Below are 19,528 nucleotides of genomic sequence, written 5' to 3'. Positions count from 1 at the left end.
CCACGACCTCGGAGTCGCCGCAGTCCTCAGTGGACACGGCATCCGACGAAGACCTTTTCGCCATGCTCGACGACCAGCTGGGGCACTGAGTCCGCGAGGCCGACAGAAACAGGAGTGCGGGAAATCCATGTCAGACGTAGAAAAGCTTCGCGACTACCTCAAGCGGGCCACCGAAGAGCTGCTCCAGACTCGCCGGCAGCTCACCGAAGTCGAGTCGGCGACGCGGGAACCGCTCGCCATCGTCGGGATGGCGTGCCGTTTCCCGGGTGAGGTGAATTCACCGGACGACCTATGGGACGTGGTGGTTTCCGGCCGTGACGCGATCGCGGGTTTCCCCACGGACCGTGGCTGGGACCTGGCCGCGTTGCGCAACGGTGGTTCGGCGACCCAGCTGGGCGGGTTCGTCTACGACGCCACACAGTTCGATGCCGCGTTCTTCGGGATCTCGCCGCGCGAAGCGCTCGCGATGGACCCGCAGCAGCGAATTCTGCTGGAAACGGCGTGGGAAGCGCTCGAACGAGCCGGGATTCCGGCCGGATCGCTGAAGGAGTCGCGGACCGGCGTCTTCGTCGGCGGCACCACTCGCAGTTACCTGGAGGAGAAGACCGCCAAGGCCCCGGGCCTCGAGGGTTACCGGCTGACCGGCGGCACGTCGAGTGTGCTGTCGGGGCGCATCTCCTACCTGCTGGGGCTGGAAGGACCTTCCGTCACCGTGGACACCGCGAGCTCGTCCTCGCTGGTCGCGTTGCATCTGGCCGCGCAGTCCCTGCGGCTGGGCGAAAGCGATCTGGCGCTGGTGGGCGGCGTGACGGTCATGTCCACACCGGACGTGTTCGTCGAGTTCACGCGCCACGGCGGCCTGGCCGAGGACGGCCGGTGCAAGTCGTTCGCCGAGGCCGCGGACGGCACCGGGTGGGCCGAAGGCGTCGGCGTGATCGTGGTCGAGCGGTTGTCCACCGCGCAGGAGCTCGGCCATCGGGTACTGGCGGTGGTGCGGGGTTCGGCGGTGAACCAGGACGGCGCGTCCAATGGCCTGACCGCTCCCAGCGGCCCGTCGCAGCAACGCCTCATCCGCGACGCGCTCGCCCGGTCCGGAGTGTCGCCGCTGGAGATCGACGCTGTCGAGGCCCACGGCACCGGCACCCGGCTCGGGGATCCCATCGAAGCCCAGGCTTTGCTCGCCACTCTGGGGCAGGGGCGAGAAGAAGGCCGTCCCGTGTGGATCGGCTCGGTGAAGTCCAACATCGGGCACACCGAGGTCGCGTCCGGGGTGGCGGGTGTCATCAAGATGGTCGAGGCGATGCGCTACGGCGTCCTGCCGAAGACCCTGCACGTCGACCGGCCCAGCACGCACGTGGACTGGAGTGCCGGTGACGTGCGGCTGCTCACCGAGCAGATTCCGTGGCCGGAGACGGGCCGGCCGCGGCGGGCGGGGGTGTCGGGGTTCGGGATCAGTGGCACGAACGCCCACGTCGTTCTCGAGCAGGCACCCGAGTCCGCCGAGTTGGCGGCGACGCCGGATGACGGCGCGCCGAGGCCGGTGCTGGTGTCGGGCCGGTCGGAGCGGGCTCTGCGTGACCAAGCCGACCGGCTGGCGACCTGGGTGGACCGCGATCCGGAGCTGACGGTGGCTGATCTGGCGTGGTCGTCGGCGACGACCCGCTCGAGTTTCGACCATCGCGCGGTCGTGGTGGCATCGGATCGCGCCGGGGTGCTGTCGGGCCTGCGGGCGCTGGCCGACGACACGGCCGATTCGGCCGTGGTGTCGAACCTGGCCCGCGACCTGGGCCGGCTGGCCGTGGTGTTCTCCGGGCAGGGTGCGCAGCGGGCGGGGATGGGTCGTGAGCTGTCGGCCCGGTTCCCGGTGTTCGCCGCGGCGCTGGGTGAGGTGTGCGCGCTGCTGGACCCGCAGCTGACGGGCGAGACGGCGTTGCGGGAAGTCATGTTCGCCGAGGCGGGTTCCGCGAAAGCGGCTCTGCTGGATCAGACGGGTTATACGCAGCCTGCGCTGTTTGCCTGGCAGACCGCGTGGTTCCGCCTGCTGCAGTCGTGGGGGGTTCGGCCTGATTTTCTGATGGGGCATTCGATCGGTGAGATCAGCGCGGCTCACGTGGCCGGTGTGTTCTCTCTTGAGGACGCGTGCACGCTGGTCGCGGCGCGGGCCAATCTGATGCAGGCTTTGCCGGGCGGCGGGGCCATGCTCGCGGTCGCGGCCGGCGAAGCCGACATCGAGTCGTTGCTGAACGGCGTCGACGGAGCCTGCATCGCGGCCGTCAACGCTCCGCACAGTGTGGTGCTCTCCGGAGACGAGGACGCGGTCGCGGGCCTGGGTGCGGTGCTGAGGGACCAGGGGCGCAAGACCACGCAGCTGCGCGTCAGCCACGCGTTCCACTCGGCTCGCATGGATCCGATGCTGGACGGGTTCCGTGCGGCGATCGGGGGGATTTCCTTCAGTGAGCCGGTGGTCCCGTTGGTCTCCAACCTGACCGGGGCCGTGGCCGGTCGCGAAGTGACCACTGTGGACTATTGGGTCCGGCACGTCCGCGAACCGGTGCGCTTCGCCGACGGGGTGTCCACCTTGGACAGCCAAGGCGCCGCCGTGTTCGTCGAAGGCGGGCCGAGCAGCGCCCTTTCGGCGATGATCCACACCACCCTCGACTCCGAAGACTCGGCCGTGATCCCCGCGGTCCGCAAGGACCAGGACGAGATCACCGGAGCCGTCACCGCCCTCGCGCACCTGCACACGGCGGGGGCCGACCTCGACTGGCCGGCGGTGTTCACAGGGATGAACGCCGAGGGCCGCCGGGTCGGGTTGCCGACGTATGCGTTCCAGCATGAGCGGTTCTGGCCCGGTGTCGTGGTGCCCGCGGGTGACGTGGGCGCGGCCGGGCTGGATGTGGTGGACCATCCGTTGCTGGGTGCCGGCGTCGCGTTGCCCGGAGTGGACGGTCAGGTGTTCAGCGGCCGGGTGTCGGTGGACACGCATTCCTGGCTGGCCGACCACGCCGCGAACGGGGTGGTGATCCTTCCGGGAACGGCTTTTGTGGAGCTCGTCGGCCACGCCGGGGTGGCGGTGGGGTGCGCGCGGGTCGGCGACCTCACTCTGCACGAGCCGCTGGTTCTGCCCGAGCACGACGGGATCGATCTGCAGGTGCTGGTGGGTGCGCCTGAGCACGATGGCGAACGGCCGGTCTCGGTGTACTCGCGTACCGCGGCGGATCAGCCGTGGACCCGGCACGCGAGCGCGACGGTCACGACCACGACGGCCGACGCCGTGATGGGCTGGGCCGACCAGGCGTGGCCGCCGGCGGACGCCGTCGCGGTGGCGCTGGACGGGTTCTACGAGCAAGCCGGCGTGGCCGGGGAATCGGCCTTCGACTACGGACCGGTGTTCCAAGGCCTCCAATCGGCCTGGACGCGCGGGAACGAGGTGTTCGCCGAGGTCGCTTTGCCCTCGAGTGCGCGGGAACAGGTCGGCCGGTTCGGTCTGCACCCGGCTTTGCTGGACGCGGCCTTGCAGGCCAGCGTGTTCGCTCCGCTGGCGCCGGTCGAGCGCGGCCGGATGCCGTTCTCGTTCGCCGGCATCACCGTGCACGCGGCCGGTGCGACCACGCTCCGGGTCCGGCTGAGGGCGACCGGTCCGGACACGGTCTCCGTCGAGGCCACCGATCCGGTCGGCACCTCCGTGGTCACGCTCGAATCTCTGGTGCTGCGACCGATCACCGCCGATCAGGTGACCGAGGCCGCACCGGGCACGCTGCTCCGTCTGGAGTGGACGGTCGCGGAGACGGCCACCGAGGTGCCCTCGGCGAGCTGGGTGATGCTGGACGGGAATCTCGCGGATCTCCCCGACGACCCGTTTGGCGCGGACGTCGTGGGCAGCCTGGACGAACTGGTCGGCGCCGGCGTCCCGGACGTGGTGCTGGTTCCGGTGCGGGGCCGAGGGGAGGACGTCACCGCCGAGGTGCCGGCGGTCACCACGGCGGTGCTCGATCTGGTGCAGGCGTGGCTGACCCGGCCGGAGTCCAGCGACGCGCGGCTGGTGTTCCTGACCCGCAACGCCGTCAGCACCGACGACAGCGAGCCCGTCACGGATCTCGCCGCCGCCGCGGTGTGGGGCTTGGTCAGGTCCGCGCAGACCGAACACCCGAACCGGTTCACTCTCGTCGACCACGACGACTCGCTGACCCGAGCCCGGCTGGCCACGGCTCTCGCCGCGGCGGAACCGCAGCTCGCGATCCGCGAGAATCGCGTCACCGTGCCCCGGCTGGTTCCGGCGTCGACGCCGGAGCCGGCGGCGGACCTGTGGGCGCGGGGAACCGTGGTCATCACCGGGGGGACCGGCGGCCTGGGTGCCGCTCTCGCGCGGCACCTGGTGACCGCACGCGGCGCCCAGCGGCTGCTCCTGATCAGCAAGCGCGGCCCGGAAGCACCCGGCGCCGCGGCCCTGCAGACGGAACTCACCGAACTGGGCGCCGACGTCACTGTCGCGGCCTGCGACATCGCCGACCGGGCCGAACTGGCCGCCGTGCTGGCCGCCCATCCGGTGACCGCCGTCGTGCAGACCGCGGGGGTGCTCGCGGACGCGACGATCACGTCCCTGACGCCCGAAGCACTCGCGCGGGTCCTGGAACCCAAGGTTCGCGGCACGTGGAACCTGCACGACCTGACCCGAGCCGCCGGTTTGTCGGCGTTCGTCACGTTCTCGTCCATGGCCGGTCTCCTGGGTGCGGCCGGCCAGGGCAACTACGCGGCGGCCAACTCGTTCCTCGACGCCCTGGCTTCCCACCGGCGCGCCCACGGCCTGCCGGCCGTGTCACTGGCCTGGGGTGCTTGGTCGCAGCAAACGGGCATGACCAGCACGCTGTCCGAGGCGGACCTCCAGCGCATGGCTCGTGCCGGGTTCCCGCCGATGAGCATCGAGGCGGGTCTCGCGCTGTTCGACCGGGCGATGTCCGCGCACGAACCGGTGCTGGCCGCCACCCGGCTCGACCGCGCCGCGGTGTCCGCGCAGTCGTCCCGCCTGCTCGACGCCCTCATCACGCGCACACCCGCACGAGTCGCCGCGGCGACGACTCCGGCCGGCGCCTCGCTGGCCCAACGGCTTTCGGCCATGCCGCCGGCCGACCGGCTCCGCCGGCTGACCGAGCTGGTTCGCGCCGAAGTCGCCGCCGTGCTCGGCCACGCGAGGCCGGATCAGGTGCAGCCCACGCAGGCGTTGAAGGACCTGGGCCTGGACTCGCTGGCCTCGATCGAGCTCCGCAACCGCTTGAACGAGCTCACCGGCCTGCGGCTGCCGCCCACCATCGCCTTCGACAACCCCACGACCGCCCTGCTGTCCGAGGCCCTGCTCGCGGACCTGGTGGCCGACCCGGCCGCGACCGACGCGGAGTCTCCGGTCCTGGCGCCCCGCGACGACGACCCGGTCGTGCTGGTGGGGATGGGCTGCCGCTACCCCGGCGGGGTGAGCTCGCCGGAAGACCTGTGGGATCTGGTCGCGTCCGGCCGTGACGTGATCGGCGGTTTCCCCACGGACCGGGGCTGGGATCTGGCCGCGCTGCGCGACGGCGACTCGGACACCCTGGTGGGTGGGTTCCTCTACGAGGCCGCGGAGTTCGACGCCGGGTTCTTCGGGATCTCGCCGCGAGAGGCGCTGGCGATGGACCCGCAGCAACGTCTGCTGCTCGAAACCACCTGGGAAGCCCTCGAACGGGCTGGTATCGATCCTCGTACGCTCAAGGGAAGCCGCACCGGTGTTTTCGTCGGCGCCTCCCACTACGGCTACCTGGACGAGAAGAGCTCGCTCAGGGACGAGCTGGAAGCCCACCTGCTGACCGGCAGCACCTCGAGCGTGATGTCCGGGCGGATCGCCTATGCGCTGGGGCTGGAAGGTCCCGCGGTCACGATCGACACGGCGTGCTCGTCGTCGCTGGTGGCCTTGCACCTGGCCACGCAGTCGTTGCGGGCCGGTGAGTGCGACATGGCGGTCGTCGCCGGCGTCTCCGTGATGTCCCAGCCGCGGGTCTTCGTCGGCCTGAGCCGGCAGAAGGTGCTGTCGGTGGACGGGCGGTGCAAGGCGTTCGCCGAGACGGCGGACGGCACCGGGTTCGCCGAAGGTGTCGGTGTGCTCGCGGTCGAGCGGTTGTCGACGGCGCGGGAACGCGGGCACCGGGTGCTCGCGGTCGTACGGGGCTCGGCGATGAACCAGGACGGCGCGTCGAACGGGTTGACCGCGCCGAACGGGTCTTCCCAGCGGCGGGTGATCAAGGACGCGCTGGCCCGTGCCGGAGTGTTGCCGGGGGAGATCGACGCCGTGGAGGCGCACGGCACGGGCACGCGGCTGGGTGATCCGATCGAGGCACACGCGTTGCTGGCGACGGTGGGGCAGGGGCGCGAGGACGGCCATCCGGTGTGGATCGGGTCGGTGAAGTCCAACATCGGCCACGCCCAGGCCGCGGCCGGAGCCGCCGGGATCATCAAGATGGTCCAGGCCATCAGGCACGGCGTCCTGCCGCGGACTCTGCACGTGGACGAGCCCACCACGCACGTGGATTGGGCCGACGGTGGGGTGCGGGTGTTGACCGAGCAGATCCCGTGGCCGGAGACCGGACGGCCGCGGCGCGCGGGTGTGTCGGGGTTCGGGATCAGCGGCACCAACGCCCACATCATCCTGGAACAGGCGCCTGTGCAGGAGGAACCGGCGGCCACCGCCGTCACGGATGTACCGGTGCCGGTCGTGGTTTCGGGGCAGTCCGCGCCGGCGGTGCGGGAGCAGGCGGCCCGGCTGGTCGAGTTCGTCGAACGTCACGCCGATCTGGTCGTGTCCGACGTGGCGTGGTCGCTGGCCACGACACGCTCGGCGTTCGATCACCGCGCGGCGGTGGTGGCCGCCGATCGGGAGGAGGCGTTGTCCGGGCTGCGGGCGCTCGCCGCGGGCGAGCCGGGACCGGCTGTGGTGACGGGTGAGGTGACGGGGTCCGGGGGACTGGTGTTCGTGTTCCCCGGTCAGGGTTCGCAGTGGGCCGGGATGGGCCGGGAGCTGCTGGAGACGTCGGTGGTTTTCCGGGAGTCCATTCAGGAGTGTCAGGACGCCTTGGCGCCGTGGATTTCCTGGTCGTTGACCGATCTGCTCACCGGTACCGACAGCGCGGAGATGCTGGAGCGTCTCGACGTGGTCCAGCCCGTGCTGTGGGCGATGAACCTCTCGCTGGCGAAGGTGTGGCGGTCCTACGGGGTCGAACCGGACGCCGTGATCGGGCACAGCCAGGGCGAAATCGCCGCCGCCTGTTTCGCCGGCGCGCTGTCCCTCGAGGACGGTGCCCGCGTGATCGCCGTGCGCAGCCAGGTGCTTTCCGCGATGGTCGGCGACGGCGGTGTGGCCCTGGTGTCCCTGCCGGTGGACGAAGTCCGGCAGCGCCTCGTCGACGGCCTCGCCATCGCGGGGATCAACGGGCCCACCTCGGTCGGCGTCGCCGGTGACACCGAGACACTGCGCCGGTTCATGGCGGACTGTCAGGCCGCTGGAATCCGGGCCCGCTGGGTACCGGCGTCGATTCCGACGCACTGCGAACGCGTGGCACCGTACCGGGAGCAGTTGCTGGAGCTGCTCGCGCCGGTCGCGCCGCGCAGCGGGGACCTCAGGTTCTTCTCCACCGTGCACGCGACCTGGCTGGACGGTGCCGAGCTGGACGCCGAATACTGGTACCGGAACGCGCTGCGGCCCGTGCTGTTCGAACCCGCCGTGCGGACCTTGCTCGCCGAGGGGCACCACGCCTTCGTCGAGGTGAGCGCGCACCCGGTCACGACCGTCCCCCTCGGCGAGACCGCCGAGGCCGTCGCGGCGGGAGCCGTCGTGACCGGCACCCTGCGTCGCGGCCAGGGAACCGCGCACCGGCTGCTGACCTCGCTGGCCACTCTGCAGACCGCGGGAGTGGAGGTCGACTGGTCCGCGGTCTTCTCCGGAGGGCGCACGGTCGACCTGCCGACGTACGCGTTCCAGCACCAGCGCTACTGGCCCGAGATCCCGGCGGAGCCGGACACTGTCCACCCGGGATCGGAGGTGGACGCCGAGTTCTGGGCCGCTGTCGACGAGGGGGACGCCACCCGGCTCGCGGCCGAGCTGGCCCTCGAGGAATCGTCGTTGGCACCGCTGTTGCCGGCTTTGTCGTCCTGGCGCCGACGGCAGGAGGACCAAGCCACGTTGGCCGGTGCCGGGTACGAGGTCACGTGGGCACCGGTGTCGCAGCCGGAGCCGACGGGGACAACCGGTTCGTGGTGGCTGTTCGTGCCGGCCGGGCACGCCGGCTCACCGGTGATCGCCGGCCTGAACCGGCAGCTGGCCGGCGCGGGGGGGACGGTGACCACGACGGTGGTCGAGCCGGACGACGCCGACCGGGAAGCGCTGGCCGCGCGGATCAAGACGCTCGGGGAGCACACCGGCGAGGAGCCGACCGGCGTGGTGTCATTCCTGGCTTGGCAGGACGAAACGTCCGATGAGGACAGTCGCGTCCCGGTGGGACTGACGCTGACGGCAGTGCTGATTCAGGCGCTGGGAGACGCCGCTGTGCCGGCGCCGACATGGTGTGTGACCCGGGGCGCGGTCGCCGTCGACGACTCGCGGGAGGTTTCGCGGCCGGCGCAGGCCGCGGTGTGGGGCTGGGGCCGGACCGCGGCGGTGGAACACGCCCAGCGCTGGGGCGGCCTGATCGACGTCCCCGATGCCCCCGATGTCGCCGATCCGGACACCGTAGCCGAGCAGGTCGTGGAGGTCCTGGTGTCCGGCGGCGGGCAGGAGGACCAGCTGGCGGTGCGTCCGTCGGGGCTCTGGGCCCGGCGGCTGGTTCACCGGGCGATCGATCCGGTCCAGGACCCCACGTGGGAGTTTCCCACCGGCGGGAGTGTGCTGGTCACGGGTGCGACGGGCGCGCTGGGTGCCCAGACCGCCCGGTGGCTGGCCACGGGCGGGGTGCCGCACCTCGTGCTCGTCAGCCGCCGGGGATCACTCGCACCGGGTGCGCAGGATCTGGCGGCGGAGCTGGATGCGCTCGGCGCGCGGGTGACCTTCGTGGCGGGCGACGCCGCCGACCGGGAAGCGATGGCGAAGACGATCGCCGCGATTCCCGCGGAGTACCCGTTGGCGGGGGTCGTGCACACGGCCGCCGTGTTGCAGGGCGGGACCATCGACGGCGTGACCCGCGAGGAGCTGGCCACGGTGTTCCGGCCGAAGGTCGATGCCGCCGTGGTGCTGCACGAGCTCACCGCGGAGCTGAACCTGGCGATGTTCGTGATGGTCTCGTCGGTCATCGGGACCGTGGGCGGGGTCGGGCTCGGCACGTATGCGGCGGCCGGCGCGTACCTCGACGGGCTGGCTCACCACCGCCGGGCGCGAGGACTTCCCGCCACGTCCATTGCCTGCGACGGCCGCGGAGAGGGCGCGACGCGGCGCAGCCTTCGCACCTTCGACCTGATCGGGATCTCGCCGGCCATGGCCGTGGAGGGAATGCGCCGGGCGCTCGAACGCGGCGACACCAGCGCCGTGATTGCCGATGTGGACTGGAAGCAGTTCCTGGCCATCTTCACCGCGGCCCGGCCGAGCGCGCTGCTCGGCGATCTGCCCGAGGTGAACCAGTCGGCGGCGCAACCGGAAGCCGGTCTTGCTCTCGACCCGGCGGTCCGGCTGCGGAGCCGGTTGACCGGCCTGTCCCACGCTGACCAGGTGCGGGCGGTCCTCGACCTCGTGCGGATCCAGCTCGCGGCCGTGCTCGGCTACACCGATTCTGTTCCGATCCCGGAGAACCGGGCGTTCCGTGATCTGGGCTTCGACTCGCTCACCGCGGTCGAGCTGCGCAACATCCTGAGCATGGCCACGGGGCTGGATCTGCCCCGGACTCTCGTTTTCGACTACCCGACCCCCACCGACCTCGCCCAGCACCTGCTCGAAGAGCTGCTCGGCGAGGCCGGCCGGCCCGAGAACTCGGTTCTGCTGGGCAAGGTGGCAGCACTGGAATCGGACCTGCGCTCCGTCGAGGTGGACGTGTCCGAGCGAGCGCTGATCACCGACCGGTTGCAGCAGCTGCTGAGCGAATGGCGGTCCGAAGAGCCGGAATCCGGCGCGGCCCTGGACGAGGCCACCGACGACCAGCTGTTCGAACTCATGGGCAAGGAATTCGGGATTTCCTGACTTCGGAGGAGAAAGCATGAGCGACGAGCAGGAAAAGCTCCGGCACTTCCTGAAGCGGGCGATCGCGGAGCTGCGTGAGACGCGGGACCGCCTGCACGAGACCGAATCCGGCCTGCGCGAACCGATCGCGATCGTCGGAATGGGCTGCCGGTTCCCCGGCGAGGTGACCTCACCCGAGGACTTGTGGGACGTCGTCCTCGGCGGCCGGGACGTGACATCAGACTTCCCCACCGACCGCGGCTGGGACGCGGCGGGCTTGCGCGCCGGGGGATCGGCCACCGGGCGGGGCGGTTTCCTCCACGACGCCGCCGAGTTCGACGCGGGGTTCTTCGGCATCCCCCCGCGTGAGGCGACGGCGATGGACCCCCAGCAGCGGCTGCTGCTGGAGACCACCTGGGAAGCCCTGGAACGAGCGGACATCAAACCCGAAGTGCTGCGCGGCACCCGGACCGGAGTGTTCGTCGGATCGAACTCGCAGGACTACGTCCACACCTCCTTGAAGGCCCGCGACGAGCTCGAGGGCTACCTGCTCACCGGCAGCTCGTCGAGCGTGCTGTCGGGGCGCGTCGCCTATCTGCTGGGGCTGGAAGGACCCGCGGTCACGGTGGACACCGCGTGCTCGGCGTCACTGGTCGCCCTGCATTGGGCCACCCAGTCCCTGCGCCTCGGCGAGTGCGATCTGGCGCTGGTCGGGGGTGTCTCGGTCATGTCCACGCCGGAGGTGTTCATCGACTTCTCCCTCCAAGGCGGACTCGCGCCCGACGGCCGGTGCAAGTCGTTCGCCGACGCCGCGGACGGTGCCGGTTTCGCCGAGGGCGCCGGCGTCCTGGTCGTGGAGCGGTTGTCGCGGGCGCAGGAGCTGGGGCACCGGGTGCTGGCGGTGGTGCGGGGCTCGGCGATCAACCAGGACGGCGCGTCCAACGGGCTCACGGCCCCCAATGGCCCGGCCCAGCAACGGGTCATCAGTGACGCGCTGGCCAACGCCGGACTCACCTCGGCGGAGATCGACGCCGCCGAAGCCCACGGCACCGGCACCCGGCTCGGGGATCCCATCGAGGCCCAGGCGCTGCTCGCCACCTTAGGGCAGGGGCGGGAGGAAGGGCATCCGCTGTGGCTCGGGTCGGTGAAGTCCAACATCGGGCACGTGCAAGCCGCGGCGGGGATCGCGGGCATCGTCAAGATGACCCAGGCCATGCGCCACGGCGTCTTGCCGCAGACGCTGCACGTGGACCGGCCCACCACCCATGTGGACTGGAGCGCCGGGTCGGTGCGGTTGCTGACCGAGCGGGTTCCGTGGCCGGAGACGGGCCGGCCGCGGCGGGCGGGGGTGTCGGGGTTCGGGATCAGTGGCACGAACGCCCACGTCGTTCTCGAGCAGGCACCCGAGTCTGCCGAGTTGGCGGCGACGCCGGATGACGGTGCGCCGAGGCCGGTGCTGGTGTCGGGCCGGTCTGAGGAGGCTCTGCGTGACCAGGCAGGCCGGCTGAGGTCGGTGTTGGAGCGGGGTCCTGAGGTCGGAGTGGCGGACCTGGCGTGGTCGTCGGCGACCACGCGCACGAGTTTCGGTCATCGCGCGGTGGTGGTGGCCGCGGACCGGGCCGAGGCGCTGTCGGGGCTGCAGGCGTTGGCCGCCGGTACGACCGATCCGGCTGTGGTATCCGGGGCGACGGGGGCCGTGGGCCGCGTCGCGATGACGTTTTCCGGGCAGGGCGCGCAGCGGGTGGGGATGGGTCGTGAGTTGTCGGCTCGGTTCCCGGTTTTCGCTGAAGCTTTGGCTGAGGTGTGTGCGTTGCTGGATCCGTTGTTGGCGGGCGAACACGCGTTGCGTGAGGTGATGTTCGCGGACGCGGATTCGCTGGATCGGACGGGTTATACGCAGCCTGCGTTGTTCGCCTGGCAGAGCGCGTGGTTCCGCCTGCTGCAGTCGTGGGGGGTTCGGCCTGATTTTCTGATGGGGCATTCGATCGGTGAGATCAGCGCGGCTCACGTGGCCGGTGTGTTCTCTCTTGAGGACGCGTGCACGCTGGTCGCGGCGCGGGCCAATCTGATGCAGGCTTTGCCGGGCGGCGGGGCCATGCTGGCCGTCGCGGCCGGTGAAACCGAACTCGCACCCGTCCTGGTCGGCTACGAGGTCGACATCGCGGCCGTCAACGCCGCGGAGGCTGTGGTGGTGTCCGGGGCTGAGGACACGATCGAGGATCTCCGCCGCGTGCTGGGGGAGCGAGGTTACCGGACTTCGCGGCTGCGGGTCAGCCACGCGTTCCACTCGGCTCGCATGGATCCGATGCTGGACGGGTTCCGCGCGGCGATCGGGGGGATGACGTTCCACGAGCCGGTCATTCCCCTGGTGTCCACTGTGGCCGGTGGTGACGTGACCACTGTGGACTACTGGGTCCGGCACGTGCGCGAGCCGGTGCGCTTCGCCGACGGTGTCACCACGCTCCACAAAAACGGCACCACGGTGTTCCTCGAAGCCGGACCTCGCAGCACCCTGTCCCCGATGATCCACTCCGACCTCGATCCGGAGCAGACGACCGTCGTCGCCGCGGTCCGCAAGGACCGGGACGAGGCCGCCGGAGCTGTCGCCGCCGTCGCGCACCTGCATGTCGCGGGAATCGACGTGGACTGGCCCGCGGTGATCGGGGTCCGAGGCCGTCGCATCGACCTGCCGACGTATGCGTTCCAACGCCGGCGCTATTGGCCGGACGTCCCCGCACCGACCGTCCACACCGGAGCATCCGAGGAAGGTGCACTCCTCCGCTTGGGCTGGGTCGGCGTCGACACCCACCCCGGCCGCGAACTCGACGTGGTCCGGGTGCGTGATGCGATCGAGCTGGCGGACCTCGTCGGCACGGCCCCGGACGCGGTGCTGGTTCCCTTGTACGAGCGCGGCACCGACCCGGACCACGACATCGTCGAGGCCGTGTACACGGGCACGGTCGAGGTACTGGACCTGCTGCGTTCCTGGCTGGCGAACCCCGGACTGTCCGACACCCGGCTGGTGTTCCAGACCCGTTACGCCGTCCGGACGACCGAATCCGAACCGAGCCCGGACCTGGCCGCCGCCGCGGTGTGGGGGCTGGTCAAGTCGGCCCAGGCGGAGCACCCGGACCGCTTCGTCCTCCTCGACCACGACACGCCGCCCTCGCCCGCCGTGCTGGCCGCCGCCCTCGCCACCGCGGAACCTCAGCTCGCCGTCCGCGGTGACCGGATCGTAGTCCCGCGTCTGGAGCGGGCCTCCGAAACGCCATCGGATCCCGAGCGCTGGAAGCGCGGAACGGTGCTGATCACGGGTGGTACCAGCGGACTGGGCGCCGCACTCGCCCGGCACCTCGTGAGTCACCGCGGCGCGGACCGCCTGTTGTTGCTCAGCCGGCAAGGCGCGCGGGCGGCGGGTGCGGCGCAGCTGCTGGCCGAGCTGACCGACCTGGGTGCCGAGGTCACGATGGCGGCCTGCGACGTCGCCGACCGGGCCGAGCTGGCCGGGGTCCTGGCCGACCACGGGCCGGTGACCGCGGTCGTGCACGCCGCTGGTGTGCTGGCAGACGCGACGATCGAGTCGCTGACCCCCGAAGCGCTCGTCCGGGTGCTGGCGCCCAAGGTGCGGGGCGCGTGGAACCTGCACGAGCTCACCCGGGGCACCGAGCTGTCCGCCTTCGTCATGTTCTCCTCCTTGTCGGGCCTGCTGGGCGCGGCCGGGCAGGGCAACTACGCCGCCGCCAACACCGTCCTCGACGCGTTCGCCCAGTACCGGCGGGCGCAGGGCCTTCCGGCCCTTTCGCTGGCCTGGGGGGCGTGGTCGGAGCAAGGCGGCATGACCGGCACCCTGTCCCGTCAGGACTTGCAGCGCCTGGCGAGCGCGGGCCTGGCGCCGATGACCGCGGCGCAAGGGTTCGCGTTGTTCGACCGGGCCGTGACCGTCGACGAAGCACTCGTCGCCGCGACGCGGCTCGACGACACGGCACGGTCCACCCGGCCGTATCGGCTGCTCGAGTCGCTGGTCACCCCGCCACCGGCACGAGCCGGCGCCGAGGCCCCAGAACTCTCCACGATGGACTCCGGCGACCGGATCGGGGCGCTGGCCGACCTGGTCCGCGCCCAGCTGGCGGAGGTGCTCGGGCACGGGTCACCGGACGACATCGAGCTCACCGTGCCGTTCGAGGAGTTCGGCATGGACTCGCTCACCTCGATCGAGCTGCGCAACCGGCTCGGCAAGCTCGTCGGGCTGCGGCTGCCGGCGACCGTGATCTTCGACCACGAGAGTCCCGCGAAACTGGCGGAATACCTGAGCGGCGTTGTCGGCACCACGAAGGCGAGCCCCGTGTCCGCCGGCGCGGGTTCGTTCGACGTCCTCGGCCAAGCGTTCTGGTCCGCGGTGGACACCGGGCGAGTGGACGAGGGGGTCGAGCTCGCGCGCACCGTCGCGAAGCTCCGCCCGACGTTCAGCACGGCGTCCGAACTGGACGATGGGGTACGGATCGTGCCGCTGTCACCGCCGGGTTCCGGTCCGCGGCTGATCCTGGTGCCGCCGTTGGTCGCCTTGACCGGCGCTCACCTGTATACGAGGTTCGCCGCGGCGCTGCCGGGCGCTGTCGTCTCGTCCTTCGAGCTGCCGGGATTCGCCGAAGGCGAGAAGCTGCCGGTCGGCCGGGAATCCGTGATCGAGGTGCTCGCGGAGGCCGCCGCGAAGTATGCCGACGGCAAGCCGTTTTTCCTCGGTGGATACTCGTCGGGCGGGATCCTGGCGCACGAGCTGGCGCTGGTCCTCGCCGACCGCGGCAGCGCGCCCGAGGGCATCGTCTTCGTCGACACCTACGAGATCAACGACGGGAACAAGTACTTCGCCGACTTCCAGCGCGAAGTGTTCGAGCACATGCGGGAGCGGGAAAATCCGGCCGCGCCGCTCAACGGGACCCGGCTTTCGGCCCACACCTGGTACTTCGAGACCTTCGCGGACTGGAAACCGGCGCCGGTGCCGTTCCGGTCGCTCCTCGTCCGGGCCACGAAGCCGATGCGCGGCATGACCGGCGACTGGCAGGCGTCGTTCGAGTCGGTGTCGCGAACGGCCGACGCCCTCGGCGACCACTACGAGATCATGGAGAGAACCGTCGACGTCACGGCACGCGCGGTTCTCGCCTGGCTCGACGAGAAGCAGGCTGATGCAGGGGAGGAGAGCGCGTGACCTCGACCGACGAGGGCCTGTGGTTCCGGCGGTTCGCCGGCGCCGCAGGAGCCGACCACCGGGTGGTGTGCTTTCCGCACGCGGGCGGCTCCGCGCCCTTCTTCAAACCGATGGCACTGGCGCTGGCCCCGGACGTCGACGTAGTGGCCGTGCAGTACCCCGGGCGTCAGGATCGGCGCCACGAACCGCCGATGGACCGGATCAGCGACCTGGCCGACGGCATTTCCGCGGCCATGGACGGAATCCTGGACCGTCCGCTGACGTTCCTGGGGCACAGCATGGGCGCCGTCGTCGCGTTCGAGGTGGCGCGCCGGCTGGCCGACGACCCGCGGTTCCGCTTGGTCCGCCTGTTCGCGTCCGGCCGCCCTTCGCCCGCACTGAGCCGGCCCGGTCGCGTTCACCGACTCGACGACGACGGCCTGGTCGCGGAAATCGAATCCCTCGGCGGCACGGACACCCGGCTGCTGCGCGAACCGGAGATCCGGGCCATGATCCTGCCGGCCGTGCGCGCCGACTACCGCGCGGTCGAGACCTACCGCTTCGACGCGGGCAAGCCGCTGGATTCACCCATCACCGCCTTGATCGGCACGGACGATCCACACACGACCGTCGCCGAGGCCCAGGACTGGGCGACGCATACTACGGCGCCCTGCGAGCTGGTCGAGTTCCCCGGCGGTCACTTCTTCGTCGTGGACCACGCGTCGAGGATCGTCGACCTGGTCGCGTCACGGCATGGGAGGGCTTGATGAGGGACTCATTCTGGCTGCGTTGGCTCGGGGACTCGGAGCGGTTCGTGCCGGAGACCCGGTCGTTCCGTCCCGAGGTCGTCGACTCGTGGCTGGTCGACGACGGGCGGACGCGCGCTTTCGACCGTCACACCGCACGGTTCACCGCCGCGTGTCCGCGACTGCGGCCCGACCGGGTGCGGACGTTCCTCGACGCCGTGCAGGAGCGGATCCCCTCGGCCGGCCGGTGGTTCCCCCGGGTGGAAATGGCGTCGCCTGAGGGAAATCCGCAGCTGACCCTCTGGCTGCGCCCCGCCCCGCCGCGCGGGGAGACCGTGCGGCTGTGGGTTTCCCCATCGCCGGACGGGCGGACCAGGCCCCGGGTGAAAGGCCCGGACCTGACGTCGCTCGCACAGCTGCGTGACGCTGCCACGGAGGCGGGCGCGAACGAGGCCGTGCTGCTGTCACGAGAGGGACACGTGCTGGAGGGCAGCACGACGAGCCTGCTGTGGTGGCGTGGCGAAGTCCTGTGCGGCCCGCCGGAGACCGCCGCGATCCTGCCGAGCGTCACTCGCGCGGAGGTGCTCGCGCTCGCGGCGCAGCGCGGGATCGAGTTCCGGCCCGAACTGTCCACCCCGGCCGAGCTGGCCGGAGCCGACGTGTGGACGCTCAACGCGCTGCACGGTATTCGTCCGGTGTCCGCGTGGGCGGGCTCGCCGTTCACCACGGCTGACCTCGCTCGGGCCGAGGCGTGGCACCACCTGCTCGCGGAGAGAACCGACCACGAAACAGTTCACTGACCGCCTCGCGGCCATCAGTGGTTCCGGGATCGGGCGGGCGCTGGCCGTGGCCGGCCAGGCCGCCGCAGATCTGGGAGCCCTCGTAGTGAGTCCGCGCGCGTATAGCCGCGTGGCGTGCGCCGTCGAACAGTTCACCGAGGGCATCGACGCAGGCCGGTGGCCTCAGCGGGCCGCCGGCCTGCAGTAGTGCCTGCAGGCTCTCCAGAGGCTCCGAAACGAGGCTGTACCAGCTCCAGGTGCCGCGGCGTTCGCGGCTGAGGATGATCCACTCGACCGCGGCACCCCCACCGCACGCCACAACTTCGAAGCCTCGTCAGCGTGGCCAAGGCGTTGCCGGATCGCGGACGTGCCCGCGATCCGGTGGGAACGCGGGCACGTCACGACTAGCTCGAAACGGTGGGCGAAAGGCTCACTTTTCCGCGGCGCGACCGGCGTACCGCTGCATGAAGTCGGCAGACTCCTTTGCGGTGATGATCACGTCGTAGTAGCCGTCCTCGGTCGGCCAGGTGACGACGCTGCGCTTGCCGGCGGGCACCTGGATGGTCGTCTTCCTCCCGGCAAAGTCGTTCGCGGTCAGCGTGTAGGTCACTGACCGGCGGCCGTCGGCGGACAGGGTGAACTCGACAGTCGCGTCGGCCGACTTGCCCCGGCCGTCCGGCCGCGTGTGCCCCTTGACCAGCCGGACGTCGACCCGCGGCTGGGCCGAGGTCCGGTCGTCGGCCGGGACGACGGTGCCGGCGAAGGACCGGATGAAGTGGTCGGGCCCGTGGAAGGTGAACGCGTATTTGCCGTTCGTCGCCTTGGTGTCCCAGGTGTACGACTTCGACCGGTGGTTGCTGGCCGTGAGGGGCAGCGCGTCCTGGCCGATGCCCAGCGGCTCGGCGCCGGCGAGGGCGGGCACGTACTTGTCGGCCAGGCCGACCAGGTTGACCGCCTTGCCGCTGGGGCCGCCTTCGACGGTGAAGGTCGCGGTCGCGGTCCCGGTGTTGTGGTTCTCGACGAGGACGCCGTTGGGCTGGAACGACAGCGGGCTCCGCTTCGCCTTGCCGGTGATCTGCTGGGTCGGCATGACCTGCGCACCGACGGCCGGCTGGGGCACTGCCGGCAGGCTGGCGTCGACGACGACCGACTTGAGCAGGTCGGCCGGCTTCGGCAGGTTCGGGAACGACGTGTCGAAGTTGCCGAAGTCGATCGCCGAGAGCAGGTTGCCGGAGACGCTGCGCCGCCAGTCGTTGATGTTCTTGCAGATGGCCGGCTTGCCGAGGCTCTTGGTCCACTCCTCGATCAGCTGGATCGTCGAGGTGTGGTCGAAGACCTCGGAGTTGACGAAGCCGCCACGGGTCCACGGCGAGATCAGCACGAACGGCACGCGACCGCCGAAGCCGGGCTTGATTCCGGGTGCGCGCTCACCGACGGTGCCGACCTCCGGGATCGGCGGGACGACGTGGTCGAAGAAGCCGCCTTCACCGATGCGGTTCGCGTGGTCGGGCTCGTCGTAGTTCAGGATGATCAGCGTCGACTCCCACAGTTCGGGGTTGTCGTGCACCGCCTGGATCACCCGGTCGGTGTAGACCGCGCCGTTGTTCGGAGCGTACGTCGGGTGTTCGGTCCACGCCGCGGGCGCGACGACCCAGGACACCTCGGGGAGGTCGCCCGACTCGCAGTCGGCGATGAAGTCCCCCAACACGTAGTCGAGGTTGGAGGTGTCGTTCTTGATGCCTGCGGGCTGCGTGGTGTGGGCGTGCACCACGTTGCCGCGGGCGAGCAGGCCCTTGCGGGGCTGGGTGTTCTGCGGGGTCGCGTTCGCCGGGTCGAACGCCGCGAACGAACGGACGGTGTTGTCGGTGTAGTCGCCGAGGAAGTTGTCGTCGGTGTCGTTGTTGACGTAGATCTGCCAGCTGACGCCGGCGTCCTGCAGCGTTTCCGGGTAGGTCTTGAACTTATAGGCGTAGCCGTAGTCGCCGTTGTTGTTGATGACCGGACCGCCCTGCACGCCGGCCGCGTCGTTGGTGCCGGCCCACATCATGATGCGGTTCGGGCTGGTGCTGGTGTCCAGCGAGCAGAAGTAGTGGTCACCGATGGTGTAAGCCTTGGCGATCGCGTGGTGCCACGGCACATCGGCTTCCTTGAAGTACCGGTTGCGCGCGCTGGTGTTCTGCGCGTTGTACTTCAGGCTGTCAGCGTGGTACGGCAGCAGGTAGCCCTCGGCGCGGCTGTTGGGGTCGTAGTAGATCGTCTGGCCGTTCTGCCAGGTCAGCACCTGCTTGTCACCGAAGCCGCGCGCGCCGGCCAGGTCGAGGGTGCCGAAGTAGTGGTCGAACGACCGGTTCTCCTGCATCACGATCACGACGTGCTTCAGGTCCTTGATCGTGCCGGTGCGATGCGGGTCGCGACGCGGGTCCTGCGCCGGCGTCGAGCCGGGCTTGCCGTCCACTGCGGCCTCGGCCGGGACGGCCGACAGCCCGCCGGCGGCGACCGCGGCGCCGGCGGCGCCCGCGGCCTGCATCAACCGGCGCCGGCTGATCCGGTTGCGTTCCGTGGTCGCTCTGTTGCCGTCCGCGGATGCCGAATCGTTGTCAGACATGGGTTTGGTACCTGGCCTCTCGTGCTGGGGAGTCCCGCAAAGTCAACTGCGGCAGGT

The 19,528-nt window shown here is 70.8% G+C and carries 5 protein-coding genes; 4 read left to right on the top strand and 1 reads right to left on the bottom strand.

The genetic code is table 11. From position 1 onward, the window contains the following. The first annotated feature begins 127 nt into the window (after positions 1-127). The 4 genes from QRX50_RS37415 to QRX50_RS37400 are packed head-to-tail and all read left to right on the top strand — an operon-like array spanning position 128 to position 16,887. On the top strand, positions 128-10,180 hold the full coding sequence (locus QRX50_RS37415) for a type I polyketide synthase (protein WP_285967791.1): 10,053 nt from the start codon (positions 128-130) through the stop codon (positions 10,178-10,180). A 16-nt stretch (positions 10,181-10,196) separates the two neighbouring features. Continuing rightward, positions 10,197-15,362: an SDR family NAD(P)-dependent oxidoreductase gene (locus QRX50_RS37410; protein WP_285967790.1), complete on the top strand. Its 5,166-nt coding sequence runs from the start codon at positions 10,197-10,199 to the stop codon at positions 15,360-15,362. Then, positions 15,359-16,108, top strand: a complete 750-nt coding sequence (locus QRX50_RS37405; RefSeq protein WP_285967789.1) for a thioesterase II family protein — start codon at positions 15,359-15,361, stop codon at positions 16,106-16,108. The genes QRX50_RS37410 and QRX50_RS37405 overlap by 4 nt, the downstream gene beginning before the upstream one ends. After that, on the top strand, positions 16,108-16,887 hold the full coding sequence (locus QRX50_RS37400) for an aminotransferase class IV (RefSeq protein WP_285967788.1): 780 nt from the start codon (positions 16,108-16,110) through the stop codon (positions 16,885-16,887). Before QRX50_RS37405 ends, QRX50_RS37400 begins: the two co-directional genes overlap by 1 nt. Positions 16,888-17,296: 409 nt before the next feature. Here the strand turns inward: QRX50_RS37400 and QRX50_RS37395 are convergent, their stop codons facing one another. Next, positions 17,297-19,471, bottom strand: coding sequence for an alkaline phosphatase family protein (locus QRX50_RS37395; protein ID WP_285967787.1), 2,175 nt, complete (start codon positions 19,469-19,471; stop codon positions 17,297-17,299). Positions 19,472-19,528: the final 57 nt, after the last annotated feature.

Source organism: Amycolatopsis sp. 2-15 (assembly GCF_030285625.1).
Classification (GTDB): Bacteria; Actinomycetota; Actinomycetes; order Mycobacteriales; family Pseudonocardiaceae; genus Amycolatopsis; species Amycolatopsis carbonis.
This window is presented reverse-complemented; position numbering and strand designations above follow the sequence as displayed.